Annotated in this window: 12 protein-coding genes; 4 read left to right on the plus strand and 8 right to left on the minus strand. The window is 60.5% G+C overall.

The window, feature by feature from the left end:
• Positions 1 to 5: 5 nt before the first annotated feature.
• Entirely contained in the window at positions 6 to 389 is a 384-nt protein-coding gene (locus QEZ49_RS14900) for a YraN family protein (protein WP_280388113.1), read from the plus strand.
• A gap of 108 nt (positions 390 to 497) precedes the next feature.
• Positions 498 to 1,439, plus strand: coding sequence for a glutathione synthase (gshB, locus tag QEZ49_RS14905; RefSeq protein ID WP_280388115.1), 942 nt, complete (start codon positions 498 to 500; stop codon positions 1,437 to 1,439).
• An 82-nt stretch (positions 1,440 to 1,521) separates the two neighbouring features.
• Here gshB and QEZ49_RS14910 read toward each other — a convergent pair whose 3' ends face one another.
• Positions 1,522 to 2,610, minus strand: a complete 1,089-nt coding sequence (locus QEZ49_RS14910) for a D-alanyl-D-alanine carboxypeptidase family protein (RefSeq protein WP_280388117.1) — start codon at positions 2,608 to 2,610, stop codon at positions 1,522 to 1,524.
• A gap of 461 nt (positions 2,611 to 3,071) precedes the next feature.
• Between QEZ49_RS14910 and QEZ49_RS14915 the strand changes: the two genes are divergently transcribed.
• Positions 3,072 to 3,299 carry a hypothetical protein gene (locus QEZ49_RS14915; protein ID WP_280388119.1) on the plus strand — a complete coding sequence of 76 codons (228 nt, stop codon included), beginning with the start codon at positions 3,072 to 3,074 and terminating at the stop codon, positions 3,297 to 3,299.
• A 233-nt stretch (positions 3,300 to 3,532) separates the two neighbouring features.
• On the opposite strand, the gene QEZ49_RS14920 is transcribed toward QEZ49_RS14915, so the two are convergent.
• The 3 genes from QEZ49_RS14920 to QEZ49_RS14930 form a co-directional block, all read right to left on the minus strand.
• Positions 3,533 to 4,189 (minus strand): thiopurine S-methyltransferase, encoded by a 657-nt coding sequence (locus tag QEZ49_RS14920; RefSeq protein ID WP_280388120.1) that lies wholly within the window; start codon positions 4,187 to 4,189, stop codon positions 3,533 to 3,535.
• A gap of 53 nt (positions 4,190 to 4,242) precedes the next feature.
• Complete coding sequence (gene argJ, locus QEZ49_RS14925) at positions 4,243 to 5,490, minus strand: bifunctional glutamate N-acetyltransferase/amino-acid acetyltransferase ArgJ (protein WP_280388123.1); 1,248 nt, start codon at positions 5,488 to 5,490, stop codon at positions 4,243 to 4,245.
• 294 nt (positions 5,491 to 5,784) lie between these two features.
• The gene (locus QEZ49_RS14930; RefSeq protein WP_280388125.1) at positions 5,785 to 6,756 is read right to left on the minus strand and encodes a peptidylprolyl isomerase; all 972 of its coding nucleotides are present in this window, start codon (positions 6,754 to 6,756) and stop codon (positions 5,785 to 5,787) included.
• Positions 6,757 to 7,168: 412 nt separating this feature from the next.
• Between QEZ49_RS14930 and secA the strand changes: the two genes are divergently transcribed.
• Positions 7,169 to 10,099 carry a preprotein translocase subunit SecA gene (secA, locus tag QEZ49_RS14935; RefSeq protein ID WP_280388127.1) on the plus strand — a complete coding sequence of 977 codons (2,931 nt, stop codon included), beginning with the start codon at positions 7,169 to 7,171 and terminating at the stop codon, positions 10,097 to 10,099.
• Positions 10,100 to 10,248: 149 nt separating this feature from the next.
• On the opposite strand, the gene QEZ49_RS14940 is transcribed toward secA, so the two are convergent.
• The 4 genes from QEZ49_RS14940 to QEZ49_RS14955 form a co-directional block, all read right to left on the minus strand.
• Positions 10,249 to 10,782, minus strand: coding sequence for a VOC family protein (locus tag QEZ49_RS14940; RefSeq protein ID WP_280388129.1), 534 nt, complete (start codon positions 10,780 to 10,782; stop codon positions 10,249 to 10,251).
• Between the two features lie 146 nt (positions 10,783 to 10,928).
• On the minus strand, positions 10,929 to 12,155 hold the full coding sequence (locus tag QEZ49_RS14945) for a saccharopine dehydrogenase NADP-binding domain-containing protein (protein ID WP_280388131.1): 1,227 nt from the start codon (positions 12,153 to 12,155) through the stop codon (positions 10,929 to 10,931).
• A gap of 14 nt (positions 12,156 to 12,169) precedes the next feature.
• Positions 12,170 to 12,781, minus strand: coding sequence for a TIGR00645 family protein (locus tag QEZ49_RS14950; protein ID WP_280388133.1), 612 nt, complete (start codon positions 12,779 to 12,781; stop codon positions 12,170 to 12,172).
• A 263-nt stretch (positions 12,782 to 13,044) separates the two neighbouring features.
• Entirely contained in the window at positions 13,045 to 14,379 is a 1,335-nt protein-coding gene (locus tag QEZ49_RS14955) for a L,D-transpeptidase family protein (RefSeq protein WP_280388134.1), read from the minus strand.
• Positions 14,380 to 14,485: the final 106 nt, after the last annotated feature.

Genomic DNA, 14,485 nt, shown 5'->3' on the forward strand with positions numbered 1-14,485 from the left:
AGCTGATGACACGGCGCCCGCACGCTTCGCCAGCGAATGCCGATGAAAGGCGCAAGCGGTTGCAGCGTGGGCGCTGGTCTGAGCTGTTGGCGGCTGCGGCGCTGATGACGAAGGGCTACCGGATCATCGGTCGCAATGTGAAGACGCGGGCGGGCGAAATAGACATCATAGCCGTGCGCGGCAATCTGCTGGCGTTCGTCGAAGTAAAGCGCCGGCCGACGCAGGAGGCAGCCGAGGCTGCACTCGGTGGGCGGCAGGCGCAACGTATCCGCAACGCGGCTGACTATTGGCTGGCACGGCGGCCGCGCTATCATCACCATGAGCAGCGATTTGATCTTGTGCTTCTGGTGCCACGGCGCTGGCCGCGCCATATACCCGATGGTCTTTGACCTTCCTCAGGGCGCATCCGTGTTTATGTTGCGCGCCGATTTTTGTGTTTGAACCCCATCCGGCCGCGCAGCAATCAAGCGGGGCTGGCCCAGAAAAGAGCTGGAACCATGCGCCTGCGTGTTGCCTGTCAGATGGACCCGATCGACCGCATCGACATTCGCGGCGATTCAACGTTCGCCATTCTGCTGGAGGCGCAGCGGCGCGGGCATGAGCTGTTCTATTATACGCCGGAAAATCTGTCGCTGCATGGCGATAAGCTGCTGGCGCGCGGACAATCCCTGAAGGTCGAAGACAAGATTGGATCGCACTACGAGCTATCCAATCCGCGCGTTGAAAATCTGCGCGACTGGGATGTGGTGCTGCTGCGGCAGGATCCGCCGTTCGACATGGCGTACATCACCACGACGCATCTGCTGGAGCGCATTCATCCCCATACGCTGGTGGTGAATAATCCAGCCGAGGTGCGCAACGCGCCAGAGAAAATTTTCGTGCTCGATTTTCTGGATCTCATGCCGCCCACGATCGTGACGCGCTCGCTTGAAGACGTGCAGGCGTTTCGGCGCGAGATGGGCGACGTGATCTTGAAGCCGCTGTACGGCAATGGCGGCGCCGCGATTTTCCGCCTCAGCCGCGACGATACCAACGCTGCTTCGCTTGTGGAGCTGTTCCAGACGGTGTTCCGCGAGCCGTTCATGGTGCAGCAGTATCGGCCGGAAGTGCGCGAGGGCGACAAGCGCATCATTCTGGTCGACGGCGAATTTGTCGGTGCAATCAACCGCGTGCCTGCCGCCAACGAAACGCGCTCCAATCTGCATGTCGGCGGCACGGCGAAGCCAACTGTTCTCACTGATCGCGAAGCGGAGATCTGCGCGCGTCTAGGACCGGAGCTGAAACGGCGTGGTTTGTTGTTCACCGGCATCGATGTCATCGGTCCATATCTCACCGAGATCAACGTCACGTCGCCCACGGGCATCCGGCAGGTGAAGGAATTTGGCGGTGCCGATATTGCGGCGCTGATCTGGGATGCAATTGAGAGCAAGCGCTCTTAATAGCGCTAGGCGCTGTGTTCTGGCCGGTGCGGGCAGAGGGAGTGCGCAAGGCTCCCGGTCGGTAGCACGCAACCCTGAAGCGTTACTGCTTCGGGCGCTTCTTTTTGCTGGTGCTACGCGATGCCTTCTTCGCGGAGGAAGATTTCTGCGCTGACGTTTTCTCGATCTTGGCCGCTGGCGCTGCCGCCGTTCCGCCCGCCTTTGTGGCGCTGTCTGCACTCGCAGTTGCAGGTTCCGGTTTTGGCGGCGGTGGTGGTGCCGAACAGGCGCGGAAGCGGCCGAGTATCAGTTCATCCGGCTCATAGGGCGTGCCGATAACTTCACGCGGATAATTCTGCAGCCGCGCGATCGGAAATGAAGTTTTCCATTCGTGCGTGCGAAAGCCGCTTTCCAGCAATGCGGATGCACGGGCCGTGCGGGCGCTGTTGCTTGGCGCGCCGAGTACGATGGCAATTAGGCGGCGGCCATCACGCGTGGCGCTGGCGGCGAGATTGTATCCCGACGCGCAGGTGTATCCGGTCTTGATGCCGTCACCGCCATCGAACGATGTCAGCAGCGCGTTGTGGGTGCCGATAGTGATCTTGCCGATGGTGGCCGATGTCAGCGCGTAGAGCGGCGCCTCTTCGGGAAAATCCTTCAGCAACGCCTGCGACAGCAGCCCCATGTCACGCGCGGTGGAAACCTGCTTTTCGGCGGGCAGTCCGTGTGGGTTGATGAAATGCGTGTGCGTCATGCCCAGGCGCGCGGCGGTCTGGTTCATCTGTTTGACGAACGAGGCCTCATCGCCGCCGAGTGTCTCTGCGATCGCAACGGCAACGTCATTGGCGGAGCGCATCATAAGCGCGCGCAGTGCATCGTCCAGCGTGATCTCACTGCCGGTTTTCATGCCCAGTCGCGTCGGCGGCATCTTTTGAGCGGCAGCCGAAATCTTGACTTTGGTGTCTTTCTTGGCGCGGCCCTCCTTGATGGCAGTGAAGGCCATATAGGCCGTCATCATCTTGGTGAGCGAAGCGGGATACCAGGGCTGGTCGATGTCCTCAGCGTAGAGAACGTGGCCGTCTTCGAAGTCGAATAGCAGCGATGATCCGGACGCACTCGCGGCCATTGCCGGCGCGGCGCAGCCCCACACTATCAGTGCGGCCAGAGAAATGATGCCTACGTCCCTGCGCAAGGCGCCCCGTTCCCTTTTGCATGCCGCTCCATCTGGCGAAGCTTGGAACGGCTAAATCTGTTTGCTTGTCGTGTCGGCACAAATATCGGCGACAGTCTAAGCCGTTGATTCTCCAGTCGCGGAGTATGAAGCCTTCGGCCTTGAATGTCAGCCCGCAAACCGCCATCAGGCGTTTTGGAGCCAGCCGCGTGGCCAATTTTCGTCACTACGATAAAGGACTTAGGTATTTCTGCTGGAAATTACGCACCGGGCACCGTTCGAATTCCATCGATAAATGTGTTCGCGGACAGTGGTGAGTGCCGATGCGCGCTGCGGTTCAAACACCTGTGGGCAAAAGGATCGACATCGCCCGATTATTTTAACCGAGCGACGGACTGAGCGCGCTCGCGGCGTTCTTATTTTGCTTCCCCCGGAGCAAGCGTCCAGAAGATGACGCGAACAAAGATATTGAGGAGATGATCATGAAGTATTTCGTCGCGATGGCCGCTTTGGCCGCCCCCCTCGCAATTGCAATGGCGCCTGCACCTGCCGAAGCCGCACCGCGCGATGGCTATCGTTGCCACATGACCAAGCAGGTCGTGAAGGGTAAGTGGGGTAAGAAGCGTACGAAGTGGGTGAAGGTGTGCCGCGATCATCATCGCCACGGCAAGAAGCCCGGCCCGCGCTACAACTATCGCTACGCGCGATAATCACTTGCACCCCTGGCACCATTTGGAGCCGGCCAGGCACCAATGGAACCGGGATGTACCATAGGCCAACAGACGCGGCGAAATGGCCGGTCTAAACAGGAAGTAGCTTTGAAATTCATCAGGGGATCCCTGTCCCCAGAATGCAAAGCTCTTTCGGGGTCTATTACCCGTCCGTAGCGCATCCTTGGCGCGCTACGGGCGGGCTTTTTTATATTTGTGGCAGCGCGGGCTGATCAGCGTCGGCGCAGCACGAACGCACATTCCTCAAGTGAGGTCAGGCCGCGCGCTGCAAAGTGCGGATGCGTTTCCATCACGTCGCGGCAGTCAATTTCCTGAACGTCGAACTCGGCGTCGTACAGATTGTGAACCTGCACGCGCGGTGTTGTGAACGGCGGCCCCGACATCTGCGCAGGGTCATATTCCAGCGTGATGATGAGCATTGGCGCGGTGGTGGGAACGATCTCGGCAATCTTTTCCGCATAGCGCTGCTGCATGCCGGGCGGCAGCGCGATAAGCGCGGCACGGTCGAACACGCCGGCTACATTGCGCAATGCATCCGACGGCATCTCGAAGAAGTCACCGCACCAGATCTCGTATGGGCCGGCGGACTTTACAGTGAACACGCCTTCCGTGCGGACGTCAGGTATCAGACCACGCTCGGCGAAAAACGCATCCACTGCCAGTTCGCTCAACTCGGCACCGATCACCCGGTGCCCCTGCTCCGCCAGCCAGACCATGTCGAGGCTTTTGCCGCACAGCGGAACGAATACGTCGGTTCCCGAAGGCACCTTCAGATCGGCCCAATGCTCCAGCAGCAGACCGTGATAGTCGGCCTGATGAAAGCCGATTTCCTGCTTCTGCCAGCGGCTGCGCCAAAAGCCGGGTTCCATGCGTTATGCCTCCGCAGAATTTGTGAGATCGCCGCGCCTGATTGTTCCGCAGATTAGCTGCGGTAGTCCGCGTTGATGTCGATGTAGCCATGGGTGAGATCGCAGGTCCACACGGTGGCCCGTCCGGTGCCGATGCCGATGTCGGCGCGCACGGTAATCTCGGGCTGCTGCATGTAACGCGACACTTCCTCTTCGCTGTAGCTCGGTGCGCGTTCGCCTTCGGATGCCACCTGGATGTCGCCGAAGCTGATCGACAGCCGGTCGCGATCGGCTTCCTCGCCGGATTTGCCGACGGCCATGACAACGCGGCCCCAGTTGGCGTCCTCGCCCGCGATGGCGGTCTTCACCAGCGGAGAATTGGCGATCGAAAGCGCGATGCGTTTGGCGGCAAGGTCAGACGCCGCGCCTTCCACTTCGACGGTGACGAATTTGGTGATGCCTTCGCCGTCCTTGGCCACCAGAATGGCGAGTTCGCGCAGCAAGTCGTGCAGCGTGGCTGCAAAGTCTGCAAGTCGCGGATCGGCGGCATCGGTTATGCGCGGGCAGCCACGCTTTTCCGCTTCGCCGGTCGCGAACACCAGCAGCGTGTCGCTGGTGGAAGTGTCGCTGTCCACCGTCACGCAGTTGAAGGTCTCGTCAGCGCTTTTGGAAACGAGCTTCTGCAGTGCCGGAGCGGCGATCGGTGCGTCGGTGGCTACGAAGCACAGCATGGTCGCCATGTCGGGCTGGATCATGCCCGCGCCTTTGCACATGCCGTTGATGACAACCTCATGCCCGTCGATGCGTACGGTGCGGGTTGCCAGCTTGGGGAACGTGTCGGTGGTCATGATCGCGCGGGCGGCATCGGGCCAGGTGTCTGCACGCGTCGAGGCGGCGAGCCCCTTCAGCAGATGTGCAAACTTGCCGGCTTCCAGCGGCTCACCGATCACGCCGGTCGAGGCGATGAAAACTTCGCCGGGTGCGCAGGAAACAGCATCGGCTGCAGCGTCGGCGGTAATCTCAACTGCTTCGCGGCCCTTCTTGCCGGTGAACGCGTTGGCGTTGCCGGAATTGACCACCAGCGCGCGCGCGTTGCCATGGCGCAAGCCTTCAGCGCACCAGTCGACCGGAGCGGAGCGGGTTTTGGAGCGGGTTAGAACGCCAGCCACGGTCGTTCCCGGAGCAAATACGGCCAGCAGCAGATCGGTGCGGCCCTTGTAGCGAATGCCGGCCTCGGCGGTGGCAAATGCAACTCCCGGCACGTCCGGCACTGCGGGCAGGCTGGCGGGCGCGAAGGGCGAGACGGGGGCGGGTTTACCCATGGTTGGCTCCAAGGCGGATGAAACGGCTTTCAGCGCCGCCACGTTTTTCAGGTTCGTTTGAAGCGAGTGTGTCGCTTGCCGGCGCGGTTTATCACGTGATCGCGCCCCGTTCGAGTGGGGTGGCGCGTGGTGGAGGCTCTGTAACGTCGCCCGCCTCAGTGCAAATCCCGCAACCGCGCACAGGGCAAGCTGATAGCCGGGGCTCAAACGCAAATCGGGCCGCCTGTTTCCAGACGACCCGATCAACTGCAGCAAGCCAGTCAGGTGGAGGACCGCTCCGCCACCTGCAGCCGCTTACTTCTTTTCTTCTGCAGGTGCGGCAGCCGGAGGCGGCGAGACATCGTTCTTCCGGGCTTCTTCCTGCTGCTTGCGAGCGGCGGCGAGTGCCTCCTCGCGCTTCTTGGCGTGCTCTTCGACCGTCTTTTTGATTTCCGGGTCGACGTACTCGATCTTGGCCTTGTTGCGCAGGTCCGAAGACTTTTCCTGTGCCTTATGGATGGCGAGCGAGTTGACGATGTTATCGCGTACCTGCTCGAACGTCGGCGCAGCCTTCTTGCGGCGGTCTTCCAGCTTGATCACGTGCCAACCGTAGGCCGTCTTGATCGGTTCGGAGATGTCGCCAGCCTTCAGCTTCAAGATGGCGTTCTCGAACTCCGGCAGCATCTGGCCGACACCGAAATAGCCCAGGTCACCGCCATCTTCCTTGGAAACGGGGTCGATGGAGTTTTCCTTGGCCAGCTTGGCGAAGTCCTCGCCGCCTACGACCTTGGCGCGAATTTCCTTGGCCTTGTCTTCGCTGTTCACCAGAATGTGGCGAGCCGAGAATTCTTCCTCAGGGCGCATCTGCTTCAGGCGGGACAGATAGATTTTCTTGGCCTCTTCCTCATCGACAGCACCCTTTAGAGACTTCTCAAAGTACTGCTCGCGCAGGGCGCGCTGGTTGAGATAGGCCATGTAGTTCTTGAACTCGACCGTCTCGTCCAGTTTCTCAGCCAGCGCTGCATTGGCGAACAGCGTGTTGTCGATCAGGTACTCGGCCAGGGCGCGACGCTTGTCGTTTTCCGGCAGCGAGTTCAGCTCCGAGCCGATTTCTTCCTCGGCCAGTTTCAGCTGTGACTGGGTGATCGGCTTGCCGTCGATTGTAACAACCACTGCGTCGACAGCCGCTTCCTGCGCGACAGCGGCCGGGGTCGGCAGTGCCAACAGAAGAGCAGCGCCAAAGGCCAGTCCGGTCGCAATGCGCATATTCGAAATAACTCGATGCATGTTTGATCTCTTGATTTTAGCTGGCTGGCTTGAGACTCGCCTTCAATATGATGGCAGGCCCCAGTTAGACAGTTAACGGGCCGTTCGGCCCGGTCCGGGCCCATGGATAGTGGGCGAGTTAAAGGCTGCCAAGTTAAGAATTGGAGAGATGAGGACTGATTTTTCCGTGATTAAAGGGGCGCTGCCACGGTTTCCAATGCGTTGACAAGCCTATGGTGCGGTCCTTATCTCTCCCCCGGCGACCGAACCATTTGCGTCCGAGGCGCTTCTAGACGCATGCCGTGTGTGTGACCTTACCAGTGTGGAATCCGGCGCGCCTTTAACAGGGCCCGCGGATCAGCGCCGATAAAGCCCGTCAACGGCAGCAAACCCAATACCTCCCGGTCAAGCCCGGCAATAGGGAATTCTGCGAATGCTTTCGACGATTGGTGGATTTGCGGCAAAGATTTTTGGGTCGTCAAATGAGCGTCGCGTAAAGGGTTTCCGTTCGCGCGTCGAAGCGATCAATGCGCTCGAAGATGAGCTGACGGGCCTGACCGATGACGAGCTCAGGGCGCGGACGGTATTGTTCCGCCAGCAACTCGCCGATGGCACGGTCACGCTTGATGATCTTCTGGTGCCGGCATTCGCTACCGTTCGCGAGGGCGCCAAGCGCGCACTCGGCATGCGCCATTTCGATGTGCAGCTCATTGGCGGCATGGTTTTGCATGAAGGCAAGATCGCCGAGATGAAGACCGGCGAAGGCAAGACGCTGGTTGCCACGCTGCCTGTGTATCTCAACGCGCTCACCGGCAAGGGCGTGCATGTCGTTACCGTCAACGACTACCTCGCACAGCGCGACGCCGAGTGGATGGGCAAGGTCTATGAGTTCCTTGGCCTGACCGTTGGCAACATCGTGCATGGCCTTGACGATGAAGAGCGCAAGACCGCCTACGCCAGCGACGTGACCTACGCCACCAACAACGAACTGGGCTTCGACTACCTGCGCGACAACATGAAGATGGATCGTGAGGAGATGGTCCAGCGCGGCCATTTCTACGCCATCGTCGACGAGGTGGACTCGATCCTGATCGACGAAGCGCGTACGCCGCTCATCATTTCAGGTCCGCTTGAGGATCGCGCTGAGCTGTATCAGGCCGTCGATGACATCATCCCCAAGCTCGTCGCTGAAGATTTTGAGCTCGACGAAAAGCAGCGTCAGGTTTCGCTGACCGAAACGGGCAACGAGCGCGTCGAGGTGATGCTGGCTGAAAAGGGCCTGATGACCGGCTCGCTCTACGACATCGAGAATGTCACGCTGGTCCATCACATCAATTCCGCGCTGAAGGCCCACAAGCTGTTCCTGCGCGATCGCGATTATATCGTGAAGGGTGGCGAGGTCGTCATCATCGACGAGTTCACCGGCCGCATGATGCCGGGACGTCGCTATTCCGAGGGTCTGCATCAGGCGCTGGAAGCCAAGGAGCGCGTCGAGATCCAGCCCGAAAACCAGACGCTGGCTTCGATCACCTTCCAGAACTACTTCCGTCTGTATGACAAGCTTGCCGGCATGACCGGTACGGCTGCTACGGAAGCTAGCGAGTTCCTCGACATTTACGGTCTCGACGTCGTTGAGATTCCGACCAACGTTGTCGTGCAGCGCGCGGACGAAGACGACGAAATCTATCGCACGGCCGGCGAGAAATACGCAGCCATTGTGCAGACGATTGCCGACTGCTGCCGCCGTGGTCAGCCGATCCTTGTCGGCACGGTGTCGATCGAGAAGTCCGAGCAGCTTTCTGAGTTGCTGAAAGACAAGAAGTACATTCAGGAGCTTGGCCGCAAGGCGCTGGCGCAGGCTGAAAAGCTGAATGGCGCCAAGGAGCAGGAATACAAGGACTACTTGACCGAGATCGGCAACTATCTGGTCAACGCGGCTGCGCAGGCCAAGGGCAACGCATCGCCAATCCCGCACAAGGTGCTGAACGCGCGCTATCACGAGCAGGAGGCCGGCATTGTTGCGCAGGCCGGTGCGCCGGGTGCTGTCACGATCGCCACCAACATGGCTGGTCGCGGTACCGACATCCAGCTGGGCGGCAACGTTGACGCCAGCGTGAAGGATTGGATTGCCGCTGAGCGCGAGCAGGGTCGCGAGCCCGACGCCGCTGCCACGGCCGCCAAGCGCAAGGAACTGCAGGCCCAGATGGCCGAACGGAAGACGAAGGCACTTGAGGCTGGCGGTCTTTATGTTCTGGCCACCGAGCGCCACGAGAGCCGCCGCATCGACAACCAGCTTCGCGGCCGCTCCGGCCGTCAGGGCGACCCTGGCCGTTCGAAGTTCTACCTGTCGCTCGAAGACGATCTGATGCGCATCTTCGGTTCCAACCGCATGGACAGCGTGCTGAAGACGCTTGGCCTGCAGGAAGGCGAAGCCATCACCCATCCGTGGATGAACAAGTCCCTGGAGATGGCGCAGAAGAAGGTTGAGGCGCGCAACTTCGACATCCGCAAGCAGATCCTGAAGTACGACGACGTGATGAATGACCAGCGCAAGGTCATCTTCGATCAGCGTCTCGACATCATGGGCGAGGAGGATGTCTCCGAGACCGTCAAGGAGTTGCGCCACCAGCTCGTTGCAGAGCTTGTCCGTCGTTACATTCCCGAGACGGCCTATGCCGAGCAGTGGAATACGAAGGGGCTGCGTGAGGCGATCAACGGCGTATGCGGGCTCGATCTGCCGATTGAAGATTGGGCCAACGAGGAAGGCATCGCCGATCAGGAAATCTCCGAGCGCATCCTGAAGGAAGTCGACGAGAAGGCTGAGCGCAAGGCAGCTGAGCTGGGCGACGCGAACTTCCGCCAGATCGAAAAGATGGTGGTGCTGCAGACGCTGGATCACCTCTGGCGTGAGCACCTCGTAACGCTGGAGCATCTGCGTCAGGTGATCGGCTTCCGCGCCTATGGCCAGCGCGATCCGCTGAACGAGTACAAGAGCGAAGCGTTCGTGCTGTTCGAGGCCATGCTGGCCAATCTGCGCGAAGCGGTCACCGGCCAGCTGATGCACATCGAGCTTGCTTCACCGGATTCAGATTTCATGCAGCCGGCTGAGCTGCCGGAAATGCATGCCAGCCACATGGATCCGTTCTCTGGCATGGACGAACTGGCGATGGCTGACGCGGCTATCGAAGGCGGCGCACGTGCCCAGTTTGACGAAAGCGGCGAGCGCCGGCCTCCGTTGCAGACCCGCCGTGCCGCCGGAGATTTCGATCCGGCCGATCCGGCAACCTGGGGACGCGTGGCGCGCAATGCGCCTTGCCCCTGCGGCTCCGGCAAGAAGTTCAAGCACTGCCACGGTCGCGAGTAGCACTTCGCCCAACCGGATTGCTCAAACAAAAGCGCCCCAGATCTACGGTCTGGGGCGCTTTTTTATTCCAGCGCGGCTAACTAATAAAATAGATTATCTAAATCATGCATATTGCTGATTTTAAACAGCAAATTCTATTATTTTGAGTGTCATGCTGCCTCTCGCAGCAGGCCGTCTAGGTCTAGCCGTCGGGTGAACATGCTGAGGTGCCCGGCTTCATCACGCGGCCAGTCGGCGGGCTCGCGGTCCCAATACAACTCGACGCCGTTTTCATCAGGGTCGCGCAGATAGAGCGCTTCGCTAACGCCGTGATCGCTGGCGCCATCCAGCGGCACGCCAGCTTCGATCAGTCGGCGCAGTGCGTCGGCCAGTGCGGCGCGCGTAGGATACAGCAGCGCGACGTGGAAGAGGCCGGTGGTTCCCGGCGGTGGCGGCAGGCCACCCTTGCTCTCCCAGGTGTTCAGGCCGATGTGGTGGTGATAGCCGCCGGCCGAAATGAACGCAGCCTGGTCGCCGTAGCGCTGCGTCAGTTCCAGGCCCAGCACACCGCAGTAAAACGCCAGGGCGCGATCGAGATCGGAAACCTTCAGGTGCACGTGGCCTATACGGACGCCGGCATCGACGGGCTTGGGCGTGATTTGCGGTTCTAGCGGCGTGGCCTGCGGGGGCGCATTTGCTGTCATGGGAACTCCGGCATTGGCGTTGCGGCTCGCACTGGTGCGCGGATGCGTAAGGAGAACGCGCAGCTTATCTGCGAACCAAGCCTAATGCTCATGTGGGTGGCGCAGCGGCGATTTCCAGCGCGCACGTCAAAGGTTCGGCTTGCGGCTTAGCTTCGCGCTGGGCCGTAGGGGGAGCAGCGGCCGCGCAGGTCTATCTTCGAGATGATATCGAGATCGGCCACTTCCGCTTCAAACTCCGCCAGCGTGAACAGCCCGAAGCAATCCATTGCGCCGGGGGCGGGGCCTGTTTCGGCAACGAGGCGGCGGGCCAGAACAACCGACGCAATCGCCGGAACATAGGGGCCGTCGTTGTTGCGTGCGATCAGATGCCAGGCGCGGGTTATGCGCGAACGCGGGTCGCGGCCCTCAATGCGGACGAACATGCCGCCAGCATCGCTGCCAAGCCAGTGCAGACGGCGCTTCAGCCACAGCAGCGGTTTGGCCAGAGGCGCAAGCGACCGGACGATGCCGAAGCGTGCGGGCCACGACAGTGCCCAGAACCCGAGATGATAGGCGCTGACTTCCAGCCCGGCGGTGAAGCGCACGCTGGCGATGCCGGGCAGATGGCGCGGAAACAGCTCCAGATCCGGCACATCGACGTCGCACATCCAGCGGCGCCCGATCAGAGGAAACGTGTAGCGGGACAGGCCTTGCCAGCCATACCGTTTGACGGCGGCATGGTCTCGGCGCGCTTCAAACGGCTTGCCAGCGGCGCCGATGATGGAGCGTGTGGTGGCGAGGCCCGGATCGAAGGCGTTGCCCGGCGAGATGCCGATATGCACTTCGTCGAGATGGCGCAGGCCTTCACTGAGTTGCAACACAACGGCCGATGACAGTCCGGGCACAGAGCTGGCGCCGGATATTACGCACACGCCTGCTGCCCGCGCCGCTTCATCAAGCTGGGTTATGCCGCACACAAACTCTCTTGCGTCGGCCAGGTCGATGTAATGGCAGTGTGCCGCGATGCACGCGCGCGCCAGTGAGTAATCCTGCTGCTGGAATGGGCCGGATGCATTGATCAGCACCGTTGGCGCAAGGGCACGAATGTCGTCGGCGGTGGCAGTCTGGGCATCGAGCACTGTGGAGCTGATGCACTGGCCAGCTGCACGGGTAAGCTTGTCTGCGCAGGCTTGCGCCTTCGCGCTTGAGCGCCCCGCAATAATGATGTTTAGCGCGGGATCGCGCGCGAGCCGTTCTGCAACCTTGGCGCCAAAGGCTCCATAGCCACCGACAATTACGATGCGGTGGTTGCTCGTGCCGCTGCGGCCTGCACCGGACACAGCGTCTGTTGTATCCGGTGCGGCAGCGTTTTGCGGTTGGGGCCTATCGTTCACGGTAAACTGCGGGATCAGGCTTGCTTGCCGTCGCCAACGGGATCGCCCGCCGTTACGGCCGGAGCAGCGACAGGCGTCGCGTGCTTACCTTTTGCTCCATCATCGCTGGATTTGTGGGCTCCGGAGATGCGGTCTGACAATGCCATCAACAGGCCGGACACAACAAACACGACGTGGATCGTAACCAACCAGAACAGATCGCGATCCGATACAGTGTTGACGGACATGAACTGCTTCAACAGCTGGATGGCGGAGATAGCGACGATCGAACCCAGCAGCTTGATCTTCAGTGCGGTGAAATCAATCGTGCCCATCCACTCGGGCCAGTCGCGGTGCTCGGAGTGGTCGATCTTCGACACGAAATTCTCATAGCCGGAGAAGATCACGATGATGATCAGCGAGGCGGTCAACGACAGATCGACCAGCGCCAGCAGCCCGAGGATGACCTGCGACTCCGTTGCGGTGAACGCGGTGGCGGCAATGTGCACCAGCTCGGCAATGAACTTGATGAGCAGCACGATGAGCGCCAGCGAAAGGCCTAGATAGAACGGCGCCAATATCCAGCGGCTGGCGAAAATGACTGTTTCGATAATGCGTTCGATCTGCTGCGGAACGGGGCGCGTCATGTGTCAATTCCGATGGTTGCGATTGCTGGGTATGTATCGCACGCGTGCGGAAAACTGCGCAAGTAAAGCTGGATGAGCGCGCATTGTCAGCGTGCGGCATCTTCAGCGGAAAGCTTGGGACATGAGCGCTTCGGCAGCTAAATGGGCGGTTCCAGTTTGTGACGGGGTCGAAAAAAACGCCCTGGATCGTTTTGATCCAGAGCGTTTTTGTCGTGCCGATCGATCCCGCGTGTGCCGCGCGGGCAATCGTGGGTGGTGGTGCTTTAGTTGTTGAAGCTCACGCTCTGAACTTCGTTCCAGCGGCGATGCTCACCGGAGCTGGCGTGTCGGGTTTCGCCAACGACGCTGGAGGTGCGGCGAGAGCTTTTGCTCGAACGCTTCTTCTTTTTGGTCGCCGATTTCTTCTTCTTCGGCGCGCGTGCCTTCTCGCGCTTCGGCTCTTCAAGCTTCAGGGCCGTCTTGTGAGCGATCTGCTCGCGCAGGTCGGCATACTTGCGGCAGCTCGGCAGGGCTAGCGAACACTGCAACGGCTTGCTCAGCAGCGGGCTGATGCCTTCGCGGGACGTCTGCGGCGCAAGCTGCAGCTCGAAGTTGTCGCCGAGGCGGTTGGCGATCACCCGGGAAGCGGTTGGGCCGGTAAAGTAAGCGGCCGGACCAGAGATAGACGCCGTCTTGATCTCGGTCGTCTGCGGCTTCACCTGCGGCTGCTCAGCAACGCGCTTGTTGATGTGAGACAGATCCGCGATGACCTGTTCCGTTTCGGGACATACCTGGAGCGGGCCAGGGTTAACGCCTTCAAGGCGGTCCGAGGCTGAAACAGTGTAGCGCAGGCCGCAGACGCTGACGCGCGGCGGGCGTTTGGTGCGCTCGAAGAGGTCGTAGCCTTCCTTCAGGTTACGCCAGAAGCCCTGCCACTTTGGAGCATCATACTTGGCGAAGTTCTCCTCCGTCATGCGGAACGGGAACACGTGCACGGGGATGTGCGACTGGCCGCCTTCTAGCGCCTGGGTTGCAAGCTTGTGGATTTCCTTGCTGGATGCATTCGTCATTGCGAAGCAGCCGACGGATGAGCATCCACCGTGGATCAGGATGTACGAACCGGAACGAAGGTTGATTTTATCGAACGGATTTGGATACCCGAGGTTAAGCGACCGCGGCCAGCGTGGGCCCTTGTGGTAGCTCTGCTCAAGGTTAATCGTGTAGAAGCCTTCGGGCGCCTGCTTGTCACCTTCCTTAAGCTTTGGCCCCAGTTTTCCGGACCAATAGCAAATCGGATAGGTGGCGAAGAGGCTGTAGTTGCCGTTCTCATCGCCCGCCCAGATCTCCATCTCGGATTCCGCCTTGAAGAAGCGGAAGAAGAGCGGCGTGTCGGGCGTGATTTTGGCTTCAGAAAGACGTTCATCGAGGCGGTTGAGGTCAGGCGTGCCTGGAAGCGGCAGTTTACCTGACTTGTTCGCCCGCTTGCGCTCAGTGCGCAGCTTGTCGATTTCCGTCATATCCAATGAATACGCCGGCGCGGTCCCGGAAGGCCCTAGGATGGCGACGGCAGCGCACACGGTAAGAGCAGCGCGCTTGATGTAAGCGATCGACTTCGTCATGCCGTCGCTTTTGCAGGGTGCGTGCCAACGGCGACTTCGCCGATGCTTTCGCGGCGCGCACGAATTGTTTCAGTATTGGTCAGCATATTGAAACTCTCTTACTCTT

The organism is Hyphomicrobium sp. D-2, assembly GCF_029872155.1.
GTDB lineage: Bacteria > Pseudomonadota > Alphaproteobacteria > Rhizobiales > Hyphomicrobiaceae > Hyphomicrobium_A.

What these genes read in the sequence shown, in the direction of transcription:
- QEZ49_RS14900 (WP_280388113.1), top strand. Translation starts at nt 6, where the DNA reads ATGACACGGCGCCCGCACGCTTCGCCAGCGAATGCCGATGAAAGGCGC.
- gshB (WP_280388115.1), top strand. Translation starts at nt 498, where the DNA reads ATGCGCCTGCGTGTTGCCTGTCAGATGGACCCGATCGACCGCATCGAC.
- QEZ49_RS14915 (WP_280388119.1), top strand. Translation starts at nt 3,072, where the DNA reads ATGAAGTATTTCGTCGCGATGGCCGCTTTGGCCGCCCCCCTCGCAATT.
- QEZ49_RS14920 (WP_280388120.1), bottom strand. Translation starts at nt 4,189, where the DNA reads ATGGAACCCGGCTTTTGGCGCAGCCGCTGGCAGAAGCAGGAAATCGGC.
- argJ (WP_280388123.1), bottom strand. Translation starts at nt 5,490, where the DNA reads ATGGGTAAACCCGCCCCCGTCTCGCCCTTCGCGCCCGCCAGCCTGCCC.
- QEZ49_RS14930 (WP_280388125.1), bottom strand. Translation starts at nt 6,756, where the DNA reads ATGCATCGAGTTATTTCGAATATGCGCATTGCGACCGGACTGGCCTTT.
- secA (WP_280388127.1), top strand. Translation starts at nt 7,169, where the DNA reads ATGCTTTCGACGATTGGTGGATTTGCGGCAAAGATTTTTGGGTCGTCA.
- QEZ49_RS14940 (WP_280388129.1), bottom strand. Translation starts at nt 10,782, where the DNA reads ATGACAGCAAATGCGCCCCCGCAGGCCACGCCGCTAGAACCGCAAATC.
- QEZ49_RS14950 (WP_280388133.1), bottom strand. Translation starts at nt 12,781, where the DNA reads ATGACGCGCCCCGTTCCGCAGCAGATCGAACGCATTATCGAAACAGTC.
- QEZ49_RS14955 (WP_280388134.1), bottom strand. Translation starts at nt 14,379, where the DNA reads ATGACGAAGTCGATCGCTTACATCAAGCGCGCTGCTCTTACCGTGTGC.